3 protein-coding genes are annotated in these 15,623 nt (G+C 68.5%); all 3 read left to right on the top strand.

Annotated features, from left to right (window positions below; all coding sequences use genetic code 11):
• Positions 1-2: 2 nt before the first annotated feature.
• Entirely contained in the window at positions 3-1,202 is a 1,200-nt protein-coding gene (gene gspF, locus AC5P5X_RS03895; protein ID WP_111189707.1) for a type II secretion system inner membrane protein GspF, read from the top strand.
• 396 nt (positions 1,203-1,598) lie between these two features.
• Positions 1,599-2,774 (top strand): substrate-binding domain-containing protein, encoded by a 1,176-nt coding sequence (locus tag AC5P5X_RS03890; RefSeq protein ID WP_111189708.1) that lies wholly within the window; start codon positions 1,599-1,601, stop codon positions 2,772-2,774.
• Positions 2,775-2,973: 199 nt separating this feature from the next.
• Entirely contained in the window at positions 2,974-15,357 is a 12,384-nt protein-coding gene (locus tag AC5P5X_RS03885; RefSeq protein ID WP_111189709.1) for a filamentous hemagglutinin family protein, read from the top strand.
• The last annotated feature ends 266 nt before the right edge of the window (positions 15,358-15,623 follow it).

Genomic DNA, 15,623 nt, shown 5'->3' with positions numbered 1-15,623 from the left:
GCATGGCACTGTTCGACTACCAGGCTGCCAACGCGCAGGGCCGCATCGAAAAGGGCCAGTTGGATGCCGACAGCCCGCGCGGTGCTCGCCAGCTGCTGCGCGGGCGCGGGCTGACCCCTGTGCAGGTGAGTGCGGCGCGCAGTGCCAGCAGTGGCTGGGGCGCTCGCCGGTTGTCCGCCAGCGAGTTGGCCTGGGCTACGCGCCAGCTGGCCAGCCTGTTGGCGGCCAGCCTGCCGCTGGAAGGCGCATTGAGTGCGGTGATCGAGCAGGCCGAACGCCCGCACGTGGCCCAGGCGCTTACCGCCGTGCGCGCCGACGTGCGTGCCGGCCAGCGCCTGACCGTTGCGCTGGCCGCGCGGCCGCGCGATTTCCCGCCGATCTATCGGGCGCTGGTGGGCGCAGGTGAAGACTCCGGTGACCTGGCGCGGGTGATGGAGCGCCTTGCCGACTACATCGAAGAACGCAACGCGCTGCAGGCCAAGGTACTGACCGCCTTCATCTACCCAGCAGCGATCAGCCTGGTATCGGTGGCGATCGTGATCTTCCTGCTCAGCTACGTGGTGCCGCAGGTGGTGACCGCGTTCGTGCAGGCGCGGCAGACACTACCGATGCTCACGCAGATGATGCTGGGCGCCAGCGCGTTCGTGCGCAGCTGGGGCGTGTGGGTAGGGCTCGGCATCGCTGCGCTGGTGGTGGCCTGGCGGTTGGCCCTGCGCAGGCCCGAGCTGCGCCTGCGCTGGGACGCGATGCTCATGCGGGTGCCGATGGTCGGGCGATTCGTGCTGGGTGTGAACAGTGCGCGCTTCGCCTCGACGCTGGCGATCCTGCTGGATGCCGGCGTGCCGCTGCTGCGTGCACTGGAGGCGGCGCGGCAGACCCTGGGCAATGCGCTGCTGGCGCGCTGTGCCGACGATGTGTCCGCGCGCGTGCGCGAAGGTGCTGCGCTTGGTGCTGCGTTGAAGGTACAGAAGGTGTATCCGCCGATCCTGGTGCATCTGGTGGCAAGTGGCGAGAAGACCGGTTCGCTGGCGCCGCTGCTGGATCGCGCCGCGCAGACCATCTCGCGCGAGATCGAACGTCGCGCGATGGCACTGACTGCTTTGCTGGAGCCGGCCATGATCCTGGTGATGGGCGGCGTGGTGCTGACGATCGTGCTGGCGGTACTGATGCCGATCATGGAAATGAACCAGTTGGTGCAGTGATGCGCAACGCGCATCACAGGTAGAGTCGACTGTTAGTCGACCAGCGCGGAGATCGAGTGCATTCAGATCGTTTCCGCGTGCGAAAAGCAGTCGACTAACAGTCGACTCTACCCAGTCGATCCCATCGGGTCGATTCAATTCAGTCGATTCAATTCAGTTGATTCAATTCAGTCGATCGGGCGGCGTCGTTGGAATGTGGCATGGGTCGATTCTCCACACAATCCTCCACACCTTTTTTCGATCTTCCACAGGTTTCTTAAGCGGCGTGTCATCGGCGCGGACCAGCATGGACACGTCGCCGCAGAGTGGGCTGGGAGGCCCTCGGCGGCAGCAGGCGTGTAGTGACCGTTCCTCCCTTGGCGTTTCCCTTCGCAGTAAACCCTTCAGGAGAAGATCATGATCAAGTACAAGACCCTGGCCGCGCTGGTTGCCACCGCGCTGCTCGCTACCGTTGGCGCCGCCTCCGCGCAGACCGTTACCGGCGGCGGCGCTTCGCTGCCGGCCGACCTCTACAAGGGTTCGTCCGACAGCATCCTGCCAGCGAACTTCACCTACGCCGTGACCGGTTCGGGCACCGGCAAGAAGGCCTTCCTGGAAAACAACTCGCTGCTGTTCTCGACCACCGGCACCGTGCACTTCGCCGGCAGCGATTCGGTGCTGAGCAGCACCGAGCTGAGCACCTACACCACCAACTTCAACCAGCCGACCAACGCCAACCGCTACGGCGCGCTGATCCAGGTGCCGTCGGTGGCCACGTCGGTCACCATTCCGTTCAACAAGGCCGGTTCGGCGGTGGACCTGAGCGTGGCGCAGATCTGCGGCGTGTTCTCGGGTGCGATCAGCGACTGGTCGACCATCGATGCCAACCGCAGCGGCCCGATCCAGGTGGTGTACCGCCCGGAAAGCAGCGGCACCAGCGAAATGTTCAGCCGCTTCCTGACTGCGGCCTGTGCGGCTGAGAACGCTGGTACCTCGAACCTGGTGGGTGGCAAGTTCGCCATCAAGTCGACCTTCGCCGACCTGTACAAGCGCGATGCCAACGGCAACCTGCCGGCGTTCCTGGTGGCCGCGCCGGCCACCGGTGGCACCTCGCTGTACAACGCTGTCTACGCTGCTGAAGGCCGTATCGGTTACGTTGGCCCGGACGTGATCCCGAGCGTGACCGACGCGACCAAGGTCGCCAAGGTCAAGGGCTTCTCGCCGGATCAGGTGAGTGTGCAGGCGACCCTGGACACCGTCGCTCCGCCGACCGGTACCGCTGCCGAGGGCCCCGCCAACTGGGTGCCGGTGTTCGGCAACCCGTCGGCCGGCTATCCGATCGCCGGCTACACCAACCTGGTGATCGGCCAGTGCTACAAGGATTCGAGCGTCGCCACCAGCCTGCGCGGCTTCCTGGCCCGCCACTATCCGGCGACCTACACCGTCGCGTATGAGAAGTCGATCACCGACCACGGCTTCATCCCGCTGACCAAGGCCTGGCGCGATGCGATCCGCAACCGTTTCGTGCTGGCCAGCAGCACTGCCGGCCTGAACAATCCCAGCACCTGCGCCGGCATCGGTCGTCCGCTGTAATCCGCAGCACGGGTTGAATCCTGCTTGACCCGACGCCGGCCCCTGGGCCGGCGTCGCCATTTCCGCGACGGTGCGGCCGCCGCAGTGTTTCGCTGTCGGCTTCGTGTCACGTGAACCGTCTATCAGTGGCAGGGCATGCGTTGCGCGTGCCTCCCCGATCGTCGCCGCAGCCGCGGCCCACCAGGTTGATGAGGTTCCGATGTCGCACCCGCTCCCGTCCGCTGTTCATCCGGCCGCGCCGATGCGCCGCAATCATCCGATGGCGTGGGCCATCGCGGTCGCCTTGGGCAGCATGGTGGCCCCGGTCAGCCAGGCGCAGCAGGCGTTCAGCCCGGGCTGGTTCGCCGAGCGGGGCGCGGCCCAGGGCAGCGCGGCACAGAGCGGCCGGATGCCCAACGGGGTGCCGATCCAGTTCCAGTTGCCGGCCCAGCAGCAGGATGCAGCACGGCAGAAGCTGCAGCAGTCGATCGACAACCTCGGTACGGCTGCGCAGGCGATTGCCCTGCAGCAGCGCCTGCAGGAACAGGCGCGGCAGGCGCGCCGCGAGGCTGGCTTCATCGTTGCTGATGGCCTGGGCAAGGATGGCCTGAGCGTCGACCAGAACCCGCTGACCCGCGGCTGGCTCAATGCGCGCGACGCGATCCAGTCGCAGGGCAGCGACGGGCGGGTGCAGGTTACGGTCGAGCAGACCGCGGACAAGGCGATCCTGAACTGGGAGACCTTCAATATCGGCGGCAACACCACGCTGAACTTCCTGCAGAACCCTGACTGGGCAGTCCTGAACCGCGTCAATGATCCGCAGGCGCGGCCCAGCCAGATCCTGGGCCAGCTGAAGGCCAATGGCACGGTGTTCGTGGCCAACCGCAACGGGGTGGTGTTCGGCAACAACAGCCAGGTCAATGTACGCAATCTGCTGGCGGCTGCAGCACGGATCAGCGATGCGCAGTTCCGTGACAACGGCCTGTACAGCCCCGACGCCAGCAGCAGCGCGCTCAGCGATGCATTTGGCAAGGTGATGGTGGAGCAGGGTGCCCGCATCGCGACCCATGAGCCGACCAGCGCGACGCGCGGCGGTGGCTACGTGCTGCTGGCCGGGCACAGCGTGGAGAATGCTGGCCATATCGAGGCGCGCAAGGGCCAGGTGCAACTCGCTGCCGGTGACAGTTTCGTGATCCGGCGCGGCGTGGGTACGGCGACCAATACCAGCTCCACCACCCGCGGCAATGAAATCGCGCCGCGCTTCGTCGCTGGCAGCACGGCGGGCAGCGTGCGCAACACCGGTCTGCTACGCGCCCGCGAGGGTGACGTGACCCTGGCCGGGCGCAACGTCGAGCAGGCCGGTGTGGCCGTGGCCAGCACCACGCTGGCGCAGCGCGGCACCGTGCATCTTCTGGCTTCGACCAGTGATGCCGGCAGCAGCGTCACGCTTGCCGATGGAGCCACCACGGCGGTGCTGGTCGAGGACGATGGCAAGGCCACGGTGCTGGATACGCAGCGCAACAGCCTCATCAAGGAGTCGGCAGAGCAGGACGCGATCCGCGCCGGCGCGCGCTCGGCAACCTTCGACAATCTGTCCCAGCACAATGATCGCCGGGACCAGTCGCGGGTGGAGATCGTCTCGGGTGGCAACATCCATTTCAGTGCGGATTCGCTGACGGTTGCCACGGGCGGCCAGATCATCGCCGACGCGGCAGCCCGCAGCTACGTAGACGACGCGGCACGCGTGGATGTTTCCGGCGCAGTGGGCGTACAGGTGTCGATGGAAAGCAACAATGTCCAGGTCAAGGTGCAGGGCAACGAACTGCGCGATGCCCTGGACAACCGCGACAGCGGCAAGCTGACCAGCAGCGAGGTCTGGGTCGACCGCCGCAGGCTGGTCCACGTTCCGGCCGGTACCGGGGGCTACGCGGGTGAGCGCTGGTACGCGGCGGGTGGCCTGCTGGAAGTGGGCGGCTACCTTGACAATCAGGGGCACTCGATCGGCGAATGGGCCGCGCAGGGAGGCACCGTCCTGCTGGGCGGCAGGGAAGTGATCACGCATGGCGGCTCACGCATCAACCTTGCCGGTGGCAGCCTGGATGTGCAGAGCGGCGTGATCTGGCAGAGCTGGGTGCGCGGCGTCGATGGCCAGGTCTACCGCCTTGATGACGCGCCGGCGGAGATGCTCTTCGATGGCCTGTACAGCGGCCATGAAGTAAAGCAGGAGCGCTGGGGCATCACCGAGACCTTCCGTGATCCGATTGTATTCGCGGCGCAGCGTGTCGATAACGGATACACGGTCGGCCGCGATGCAGGACGCCTGATCATCTCCGCACCGACCGCGGTGCTGGATGGAAAGGTTGAGACGGCTACCTTCCAGGGCGCGCAGCAGAACCGCAGGCCGGATACCGCGCTGGAGGGTTATGCGCAGGCGCAGACGGCGGTCGCGCGCAATGCGCAGCTGTACCTGGGGCGCTACGACGGCCAGGGCCGCAGCGGTGTGTTCGGCTCGGATGTGCGCCTGGATGACAAGGCTCGGACGAAGGCCGCGTGGTCGCTGCTGGCCCCGGTCAACGAAGTGCGGCGTGGCACCGTGTGGCTGGATATCGCAGAGCTGAGTGCCCAGCAGTGGGGACGGATCGACCTGGCGACCGCTGATCGCATCCGCATCGACGGCAGCCTTCGGCTTCAGGCAGGCGGACAGCTCAACCTGACCGGCAGCGAGGTGGAACTGGCAGGCGACATCGGCATCGCCGGCGGCCAGCTGTCGGCGGGGAACCTGCTGGATGTGCAGGGCCGGCCGACGGCGCTGCTGCATGATGGCCGCGCGCGCACCGCCATCGCCGACGGCACGCGGATCGATCTCTCCGGTGAATGGAGCAATGCGTCACTGGCGACGCCGCGCGACGCGAGCGGTGCCTGGACAGATGGCGGCCGCCTGAGCCTGGGCAATAGTCATGACGTGGCCGTGGGCGCCGACTCAACGGTTGACGTCGAGGCCGGTGCTGCGCTGGACCTGCGCGGCAAGGCCCATATCGGCAAAGGCGGCAGCGTCAGCCTGCAGGCGAACAGCAGTACGGTGACGACCGACGGCAGTGGCCGGGTGCAACTGGGCGACGGAAGCCGGTTCAGTGGTCGAGGACAGGGGGGTGGTTCCTTCTCGCTGGGGACCGGTGGCCAGGTGCGGCTGGGCGATGCGGACCTGGCGGGCACATCGCTGCGACTGGACCCCGGCCTGTTCGGCAGTGGCTTCGCGCAGTACGACATCAATGGCCACCAGGGTGTGGAGGTGGCCGATGGCGCGCGGCTGGTCGCTGCCCTGCCAGGCCTGCGCCTGACCCAGGACGCGCGGATGGCGACCGACCGGGCGTCCGCACTGGCAGCGTGGGACGCGCCACTGTACAGCGCTGATCCGTCGAGCGGGCGCGTCAGCCAGCGCGCGGGTGCGAGCATCAGCCTGCGTTCGGAGCGCAACAGCGTGGGCGGTGACCTTCGGGTTGGCAAGGATGCACTGGTGGCGGTCGATCCAGGGCAGACGATCTCGCTGCTCGGTGCAGGCAACATCGATGTTGAAGGCACGCTGCGCGCGAAGGGCGGCCGCATCCTGATCGACGATGTGCGCCCGGAGAACGCGCTGTACGCCGGGCAGCGCACCGAACGCACCTGGCGTTACGCCGAAGGCGCGCTGCTGGATGCCGATGCAGACGCGATGTCGCTGCCCGATTCCAGCGGCCGCCTGCGCGGGCAGGTGCGCGCAGGTGGGCGCATCGAGATTGGCGGGGCGCTGGACTGGGAGACCACCGCATTCGTCGACAACCGACCACCGGAAGCCTTCGTGGTGGTCGAACGCGGTGCGCGCCTGCAGGCGCGGGGCGCGTCGGCCGAACTGGACATCGATGGCCAGGGCCGCGTGCGCGTGGACAGCGACGGCGGGCAGATCGTGCTGCGTTCGGCCAACGCGCTGTACCTGGACGGCGGGATGGACGCGGCCGCCGGTGGTGCCGGCGCACGCGGGGGCACGCTTGGCCTGGCCTTTGGCGGGAGCATCCATGCACGTGGCGCCAGCGACGAGGTACTGCGAGCGCGTGCGATCAGCCTCAGCCAGCACAGCGCACCGGCGCAGCCACTGCCGGCCGCATTGGAATATGGCCACGCCGCGTTGTCGGTCGAGCAGCTGCAGGCCGGCGGTTTCGACAACCTGTCCGTGTTCGGTGACATCCGCGCGGTCGGCGACGTCGACCTGCGCCTGGCCCAGAGCCTGCGCATCCACGGCCAGGGCACTTCGAGCCTGGGCATGGCCGTGGATGCCGGGCTATCGTCTGGGCTGCGACTGAGTGCGCCCTACGTTCGCCTGGCGCAGGCACGCTGGCGCCAGATGCCGGGCGAGAACCTGCAGGGCACCGCCGCGGTCGCTTCGTCCGGACCGGAAGATCACGCGCTGGCGGTGCAGGCAGAGCTGATCGACATCCGCGACGTCACCTGGCTGCCGGGTTTCAAGCATGTGGCGCTGGAAAGCCGCAGTGACGTGCGCCTGACCAACGGCATTGCCAGCAGTGGCAACACCAGCGCGTTGATGACGGCTGGTTCGATGGACGTGACCGCTGCGCGCCTGTACCCCACCACAGGCGCGGTCGGCACGCTGGTGGCCGGCGCGTCGGGGCAGACCGTGCAGACCGCTGATTACTGGGCCGATCCGGATGCCGTGCTGCGCATCCACGGCACCGGTGCGGACACGAAGCCGGCGCCGGAATCGGCGCTGGGTACGCTTCGCCTGGTGGCCGCCACGGTGCAGCAGGGCGGCAACGTACAGGCGCCGATGGGCACGCTGCAGCTGGGTGGCCTTATCCAGAACGGAACCGTCGGTAGCCGGGTGGAACTGCTGCCAGGCAGCGTCACCTCGACCAGTGGCGCCGGCTTGTCGCTACCCTATGGTGGCACCGTCGATGGTGTCGACTGGCGGGTCGGTACGCGCAGCCTGGGTTCGCTGACGCCGGCCGGCATCTCCTCGATGGGGGTGACCCTGAAGGCGAATGAGATCGAGGTGGCGCCGGGGGCCCTGCTGGACATGTCCGGCGGTGGTGAGTTGACCGGTGCCGCCTTTGTGTCAGGACGCGGTGGCTCTGTCGACGTGCTGCGAACGGCGTTGGCCGACGCCAATCCGCGCTATGAATTCAGTGCGTCGGGCAACCCGGTGTATGCGATCGTGCCGGGACGCGCCGGGACATTTGCCCCCAGCGGCGAGGAAGGATTCGCCGCACCGGCCGTGGGCCAGCAGATCACCGTGCCGGCGGGCGTGCCCGGCCTGGCGGCAGGCACCTACACGCTGATGCCGGCCAGCTATGCGCTGCAGCCCGGTGCATTCCGGGTTGAGCTGGGCGCCACCGGCACCTCGGGCATCGCGCAACCCATCGCGACCGGTACCGGCACCTGGCGTGTGTCCGGGCAGCAGCGCACGGCGCTGGGCGCGGCAATCTCGCCGTTGCTCACCGACATCCTGCTGACCCCCGCCGCAGTAGTACGCCGGCACTCGGGCTACAACGAAACCTCCTACAACAGCTTCGCGCAATCGGTGGCCGACCGCCGCGGCGAGTCGCGTGGCTGGCAGACCATCGATGCGCTCGGGTTGACCCTTGCGTTGGGCGAAGGCGCAGGTCGTGCAGACACGCCTGCCATCCGCTTCGCCGGCACCGCGCGGTTCGGCGCCGCCACCGACAACGGGCGAGGCGGCACGCTGACAGCCACGTTGGCCAGCCCGGCGGTCGGTTCACTGGAGATCGTCGACGGCGGTGCGCAATCGCAGGCGCGTGATCGCGGTGCCACCTTCAGCGACGACGCGCTCAATGCCTTCCTGCCGGCGCGGATGATGATCGGCGGGCAGTTCAACCAGGAGGCCTCGCAGGTGGCGGTGACCGGCCAGGCGCGCAGCGTGGCGATCCGTTCCGGCGTCACCTTGAACGCACCGGAAGTGCTGGTGGCAGCGGCCTCCGGTGGCAGCGGCGTGCTGGTCGAGGCCGGTGCGACCCTCGATACACTGTCGTTCGCATCCGCCAACGCGAATGCCAGCGCGACCCTGCCTTACCAGGTCTCCGGCGGCCTGCTGGCGGTGTCCAACCAGCGCCTGAACCTGATCACCGGCACCACCGGGGTGGAGGCCGGTCCAGTGGCGATCGACATCGGGGGGTGCCAGACGGCGTGCGACGGCCAGACCCGGCTGGTTTCCGATGGCAGCATCGCGGTAGCGACCGATGGCGCGCTGCAGATGCGCGACTCGGCCAGCTATGGCACCCGTCAGCTCGGCCTGAGCATGGCGGCGCTGAACCTCGGCAGTGCCGAAGCGATCGCCCTGGCCGCTGCGGCAGGGGCGCTGCCCAGTGGCATGACCATGAACCAGTCCGTGCTGCAGCAACTGCTGCGCGGCAATGATGCCACCGGCGCGCCGGCGCTGGACACGCTGAGCCTGGTCGCGCGGGACTCTGTCAACGTGTTCGGCAGCGTCGACCTGGACGCGCGCGACAGTGCCACCGGCCGCAGTGGCCTGCAGACGCTCGTGCTTGGTGCGCAGGCCATCCGCGGCTACGGTGCTGCGACTGACCGGGCGCGCATCCTGGTGGACACGCTGGTCTGGGACGGCTCATTGGCGGCGAGCCAAGCGCCGGGCAGTGACGCGTCGGTGCCGCCGGCCGATCCGATGGTGGACCGGCTCGGCGCCGGGCAGCTGGACATCTTTACCCGCCAGCTGCAGCTGGGGCGGGCGCCATTCAGCCGTCCCAGTTCTGAAGTACCTGCGAACCGGCAGGTGCTCGGATTCAGTGCGCTGAACCTGAGTGCTTCGGAGCAGCTGTCGTTCTCCGCGCAGGGCACGCTGGACGTGTTCCAGCAGCGCGGCGACTATCTGGCCGACAAGGGCTGGCAGTACAGCGGAGGCAGCCTGGGTATCGATACACCGCTGTTGACGGCCGATCCCGCCGCGCGGCTGCGCGTGCGCACCGGCGGCGACTTCCGCCTGCAGGGGGGCACCGGCAAGGCGGGTGGCGATGCACTGGGCAGTGAGCTGAGCATCGACGCCAACCGGATCACGCTGGACAGCACGATCGCGCTGGCGTCCGGACGGCTGTCGGCGAACGCACGCCAGGGCATCACGCTTGGCAGCCGGGCCGCGTTGGATCTGGCCGGACGCAAGGTCTCGCTGTACGACGTGGACAAGTTCAGCTGGGGCGGCGATGTCCTGCTGTCCAGCGACACGGGTGACATTCGCGCCGATGCGGCCTCCCGCATCGATGTTTCCGCCCGCAACAACCGCGGCGGACGCCTGACGGTCACCGCAATGGCCGGCCGAGCCGATCTGGCCGGTGTTCTGCAGGGTGCCGCCACTGGTCGCTACGATGCCGGTGGCACGCTGGTGCCCTACGACGGTGGCGAACTGGTGGTGCGGGCACGCCAGCTGCAGGACTTCGCCGGCCTCAACCAGCGATTGACCGCCGGCGGCGTCGTCGGCGGTCGCAGCTTCCAGATCGGTGAGGGCGATCTGCGGATCGGCGACGAAGTGAAGGCGCGCCGGGTCGATATCAGCGTCGATGCGGGCAGCCTGACCGTGGCCGGCCGCATCGATGCCAGCGGCGAGCAGGTCGGCAGCATCCGCCTGTACGCCCGCGATCAGTTGCAGGTGGACGGCACGCTGGACGCGCACGGTACCGGCCTGCGCGTGGACAGCCATGGCAAGATCATCGACAGTCCAAACCGGGCCACCATCACGCTGGGCAGCGCCGAAGGTGCCGTCGGCCTGGGCAGCGCGGCGCAGCTGGACCTGCGTGCGGGCAGCGATGTTACCGTCGGTGGACGTCCTGGCCAGAACGATGGCACCCCGCGCGGCACGCTGAAGATCGATGTGCCGCGGCTGGGCAGCAACGACGCGGCGATTGCCGCGGCCACCGGCCTGCGCATCGATGGCGCGGCCGACATCCAGCTCAATGGTGTTCGCCGCTACGACGATGCGCCCCTGGCAGCCACCGCTGACGTGCGCGGCAACCGCGCGCAGCTGGTCACCCAGCAGTGGCTGGACCAGGTGGTCGATCCGCACAGCGTGGCCTGGATCGATGCTGCGCTGGACAACGCGGATCTGCAGCAGCGCACGCGGGCGCTGGGCGATGTCCGCCTTCGTCCCGGCGTGCAGGTGCTGGCGCGGCGCAGCGACGCCAACCCGGACGGCGACCTGACCATTGCCGGCGACATCGATCTGTCCGGCTACCGCTACGGGCCCGAAGCCAACCGCGCCGATCCATCGCGGCGTGGCTTCGGCGAATCGGCCTCGCTGGTGCTGCGGGCCGAAGGCAACATCAACGTCTACGGCAGCATCAACGATGGGTTCGCACCGCCGCCGTCCACGCCGGATGAGGGTGGCTGGCAGCTGTATGAGGGTCGCAATGGCAGCGCGGGGCAAACCCCCTTTGGCGGCGGCCTGGTGGTGCCGGTGGACGGAGTGAAGCTGCAGCCCGGCACCGAGTTCCAGGCCGGCACCCGCCTGAACTATGACGTGCCGGTCGAATCGGTAACGCTTCCGGTCGGCACCGTGCTGCCCGCGCCGATGGTGATCTCGCAGAACCTGCGCCTGCCAGCGGGCACGGTGCTGGGTGCGGCGGTGACCACCGACTCCGGGCAGACGCTGGCGGCGGGCACCGTGCTGCAGGAGCCGCTGGTGTTGGCGGCCGGTGCGCGCCTGGGGGCCGGCTTCCGCCTGCGCAGTGCGGTACAGATGGCGGCACAGGAATGGCCCGCCGGCGCGACGCTGCCGGTTGCGTTGCGCCTGGCACGGGAAGTCGAGCTCAAGGTGGGCGCGTACATCCCATCGTTGACCAAGGTGGAGTTGCCCGGCAACGGGCCGGTGAATCTGCGGCCGGCCGATGCCGGCGGCAACCAGGGGCGCAACTGGGCGCTGGCGCCGATGCTGGCCGAGGGCACCACCTCCTGGGACCTGACCGTGGTTGCCGGTGCCGATGCCGGGGCAGCCGACCCACGCAGCCGGCGCTGGGGCAGTGAAGGCAGCGTGGTGCTGGCCGACACCCACCAGGGCTCGATCGGTACGGTCAAGACCGAAATCATCTGGGTGGGTGATCGTGCGTTGACTGAGCGGGCATCGCTGGACTGGATCGGCGACACCTCCTATGCAGGCCGTCCGATCGCGGAGTTGGCCGACATGTTCGGCTTCACCGAAGACGAGTTCTGCGCGATGTCGGCCGACTACTGCGGCCCGGCCCCCCGCCAGGTGGCCGCGCAGGGCTCGCTGGATTACTGGGGCGACGAGTCCTACGTAGGCACCCCTGCGAAGGACTTCGCCGCGATGTTTGGCATGACCGAAGACGAGTTCTGCAGCACGGCGCCCACCTACTGCGCCGGCGGTGGCACGCAGACCGAAGTGACCACCTACGGCAAGCGCGCGGGCACGCCGGCCTGGAGCGTGCTGCGCACCGGCAAGGGTGACCTGGAACTGCTCGCTGCCGGTGATGTCGTGATGAAGTCCGGCTTCGGTGTGTACACGGCGGGCACTCCCACCACGCTGGGCGAGGGCCGCGACGCTGCCTTCAATTCGCCCCGTGCAGCAGCCCCCAGGAACACCGCACTGCTGGGGCCGAACCTGGTGCCGGGCAGCTATGATGCTGCGTTGGCCGGCTACCGGGCCTGGTATCCCGATCATGGTGGCAACCTGCGCGTCGAAGCCGGGCGCGATATCGTCGGTGACGTCTGGACCGCGCGCGCAGAGTCGGGCACCAGCGAGCGCGACTGGGCGCTGTACTCCAGTGCCGCGGTCGGCAATTGGCTGTGGCGGCAGGGAACCGGCAGCACCACCGGCGTGGAGCCGGTGCCGACCAGCTGGTGGGTGAACTTTGGCGCCTACACCAACGTGTCCGCTGCTGCTGGCGCCTCTCCGCGGATGGTCGGCTTCACCGGTTTCGGCACATTGGGCGGCGGCAACCTGACGCTGGAGGCCGGGCATGACGCCGGCGTGCGCGATGCGATAGGTGACGCGCTGGATTCGACGATCGCACCGCGCTCGGGAGCGATCATCGCGGCGGTGGGATCGACCGGCCGGGTGAGCGATGGCCAGCTGCACCTCACCGGCGGCGGCGACCTGCAACTGCGTATCGGTGGCGCACTGAATCCGAATCTGCGGGCGACGTTCTCCAGCCTCAATGCCTCCAGGGCGGGACAGAATCTCGACCTCAACGGTACCTTCAGCAATCTGCGTGGCAGCCTGCAGCTGGATGCGGGACGCATCGGTGCAATGGGCGTCACCCTGGAAAGCTACGCGACGCTGGGCCAGCTGCGTGCGGCCGATCTGTTCGCCGCCGACGCCGCTCGCCCGATGGGCGGGCCGGTGCTGGTGCTGGGCGATGCGGTCGCGCAGCTGCAGGCGCGGGGCGATGTGGTGCTCGGCGGCGTCGCCGATGCCGGCCGGGTTCCGCTGGCCAACTACAGCGCGGTGCTGCTGGATGATGGCGCGCGCGCTGCAGGCAGCACGTGGTTCTCGCTGTGGACCGCCAACACGGCCGTGGATCTGTTCAGTGCCGGTGGTGACCTCGCGCCAGGCCTCGCCGGGCCGGAAAACGTGACGGGCAGCAATCTGTGGCGCGAGCAGGTCCAGCTTGTTGTGCGTGGCGGTGATGATCTGCTGAATTACTGGCTCTATCCTTCGCGCTTCAGCGCGATTGCTGCGCAGGGTGACATCAAGCTGGACCGGATCAGCACCACGCCGGGGACGCAGGATGTGATCCTGCTGGCACCCTCGGCGACAGGACGGTTGGACGTCCTGGCCGGTGGCGGCATCTTCGCCCAGCCTGGCGCGACCCAGATCGCGCGCTCGGCCAGTGACGCGCGCCTGCCGGGACCCTTCGACCCGGCATTCATGGCCGAGCAGGGGGATTCCGCAGGCAATGTGACCCGCACGCGGCACAACCTGTCGGTCGACGGCAACATTGCATCGCCGGACGCGTCGCTTCCGCTGTTTGCGTTCGGTCCGAATACTCCGCTGTCCTCCGTGTCTGCGGCCCTGGCGCCGAGCCGTTTCTACGCGGTGCAGGGCGACATTATCGGCCTGGCCACCGGCGCCCGGCGCACGCTGAATCCCAACGCGGGGCAGCGCACGCAGTTGAACTGGTTCGAGGCCGCCGGCGCCGTGCAACTGCGGGCAGGCCGGGACATCCTCGGGGTGTCGATGACCGCGTTGAACACCGCGCCCACCGACATCACGGTGGCGGCGGCAGGCCGCGACATCGTGCATCTGAACGCGACCATCGCTGGCCCCGGCAACACCGAGATCAGTGCCGGCCGCCAGCTGCGCCAGGAGGATGCGGGCAGCATCGTCAGCCTCGGTGGCATCGTGCAGGGCGACACCCGTCCCGGCAACAGCATCGCGCTGACGGCCGGCAACCAGCAGATCGACTTCGCGGCCCTGCGTGCCCGTTATCTGGACCCAGTCAACCTTGCCGATCCCGCGCAATCGCTTGCATCGCAGCCGGGCAAGGCAGTCAAGGTCTACAACCAGGAGCTGAAGCAGTGGCTGCAGCAGCGCTTCGGCGTGGCTGCCGACGGCGACGGGGCGCTGGCCGCGTTCGATGCGCTGCCGCAGGAACAGCAGCGCATCTTCCTGCGCCAGGTCTATTACGCCGAGCTGCGCGAAGGTGGACGGGAATATACCGATGCAGAAGGGCCCCGCTTCGGCTCCTACCTGCGCGGGCGCGAAGCCATCGCCACGCTGATGCCAGACAGGAATGCGGCCGGTGCGACGATCGACCGTACCGGCGACATCGTGATGTACGGTGGCTCCGGCGTGCGTACCGAGGCGGGCGGCAACATCGAGCTGATGGCACCGGGTGGGCAGATCGTGATCGGTGTGCAGGGCGTGGTGCCACCTGCCAGCGCCGGCCTTGTCACCCAGGGGCAGGGCGATATCCGCCTGTTCAGCCAGGAAAGCGTGCTGCTGGGCCTGTCGCGGGTGATGACCACGTTCGGCGGCGACATCCTGGCGTGGTCGGAGCAGGGTGACATCAATGCCGGTCGCGGTTCGCAGACGACGCTGCTGTACACGCCACCGCGTCGCGTCTATGACGGCTGGGGCAATGTGATCCTGTCGCCGCAGGCTCCCGCCAGTGGCGCCGGCATCGCGACCTTGAACCCCATCGCCGAAGTACGACCGGGCGACGTCGACCTGATCGCACCGCTTGGCACCATCGACGCGGGCGAGGCCGGTATCCGCGTCTCGGGCAACATCAACCTGGCGGCGCTGCAGGTGCTCAATGCCGCCAACATCCAGGTACAGGGCGAGAGCAAGGGCCTGCCGGTGCTGGCATCGGTGAACGTCAATGCGCTGGCCTCGGCCAGTGCGGCAGCCAACAGCGCCAGCCAGGCGGCACAGGATGTGATGCGCAAGAGCCAGGACGAGGCACGGCGCAACCAGCCGTCGGTGATCAGCGTGCAGATCCTCGGCTTCGGCAGTGGCACCAGCGCCATCAATCCGCCGGCGCGTGGCAACACTGCCAACAGCGGCTATGACGCCAACAGTGCCTTCCAGTTCCCGCAGGCAAGTCGCGACGAGGGCACGCAGCGCCGGTAGGTGCCGTCCTTGGTCGGCACACGTTGCTGCCCACCAAGGTCGGCAGTAGATCCACGCCATGCGTGGATGCGACCGGGCCGAAAGAACGAACAGCATCGGGCCAGCCGCCACGGAACGGCAGCGGCCCCAGCCAGGACGGCACCGAAGGCAGGGAGCGGCCATCAGCGGTGAGGACCACCGACACGGCGCCGCCGGGTGCAGGAGAGCACCCGGCGGCAGGCTCGGCAGTAGATCCACGCAATGCGTGGATGGCTGGGCCAGCCTCA

The sequence above is a fragment of the Stenotrophomonas sp. YJH_SMC_91 genome (assembly GCF_059368495.1).
Note: the sequence above shows the minus strand (reverse complement) of the source record. Positions and strands in the feature narration are given on the sequence as shown.

Bases quoted from the DNA above. Each gene is read 5' to 3' on its own strand.
- gspF (WP_111189707.1), top strand. From the start codon at position 3: ATGGCACTGTTCGACTACCAGGCTGCCAACGCGCAGGGCCGCATCGAA.
- AC5P5X_RS03890 (WP_111189708.1), top strand. From the start codon at position 1,599: ATGATCAAGTACAAGACCCTGGCCGCGCTGGTTGCCACCGCGCTGCTC.
- AC5P5X_RS03885 (WP_111189709.1), top strand. From the start codon at position 2,974: ATGTCGCACCCGCTCCCGTCCGCTGTTCATCCGGCCGCGCCGATGCGC.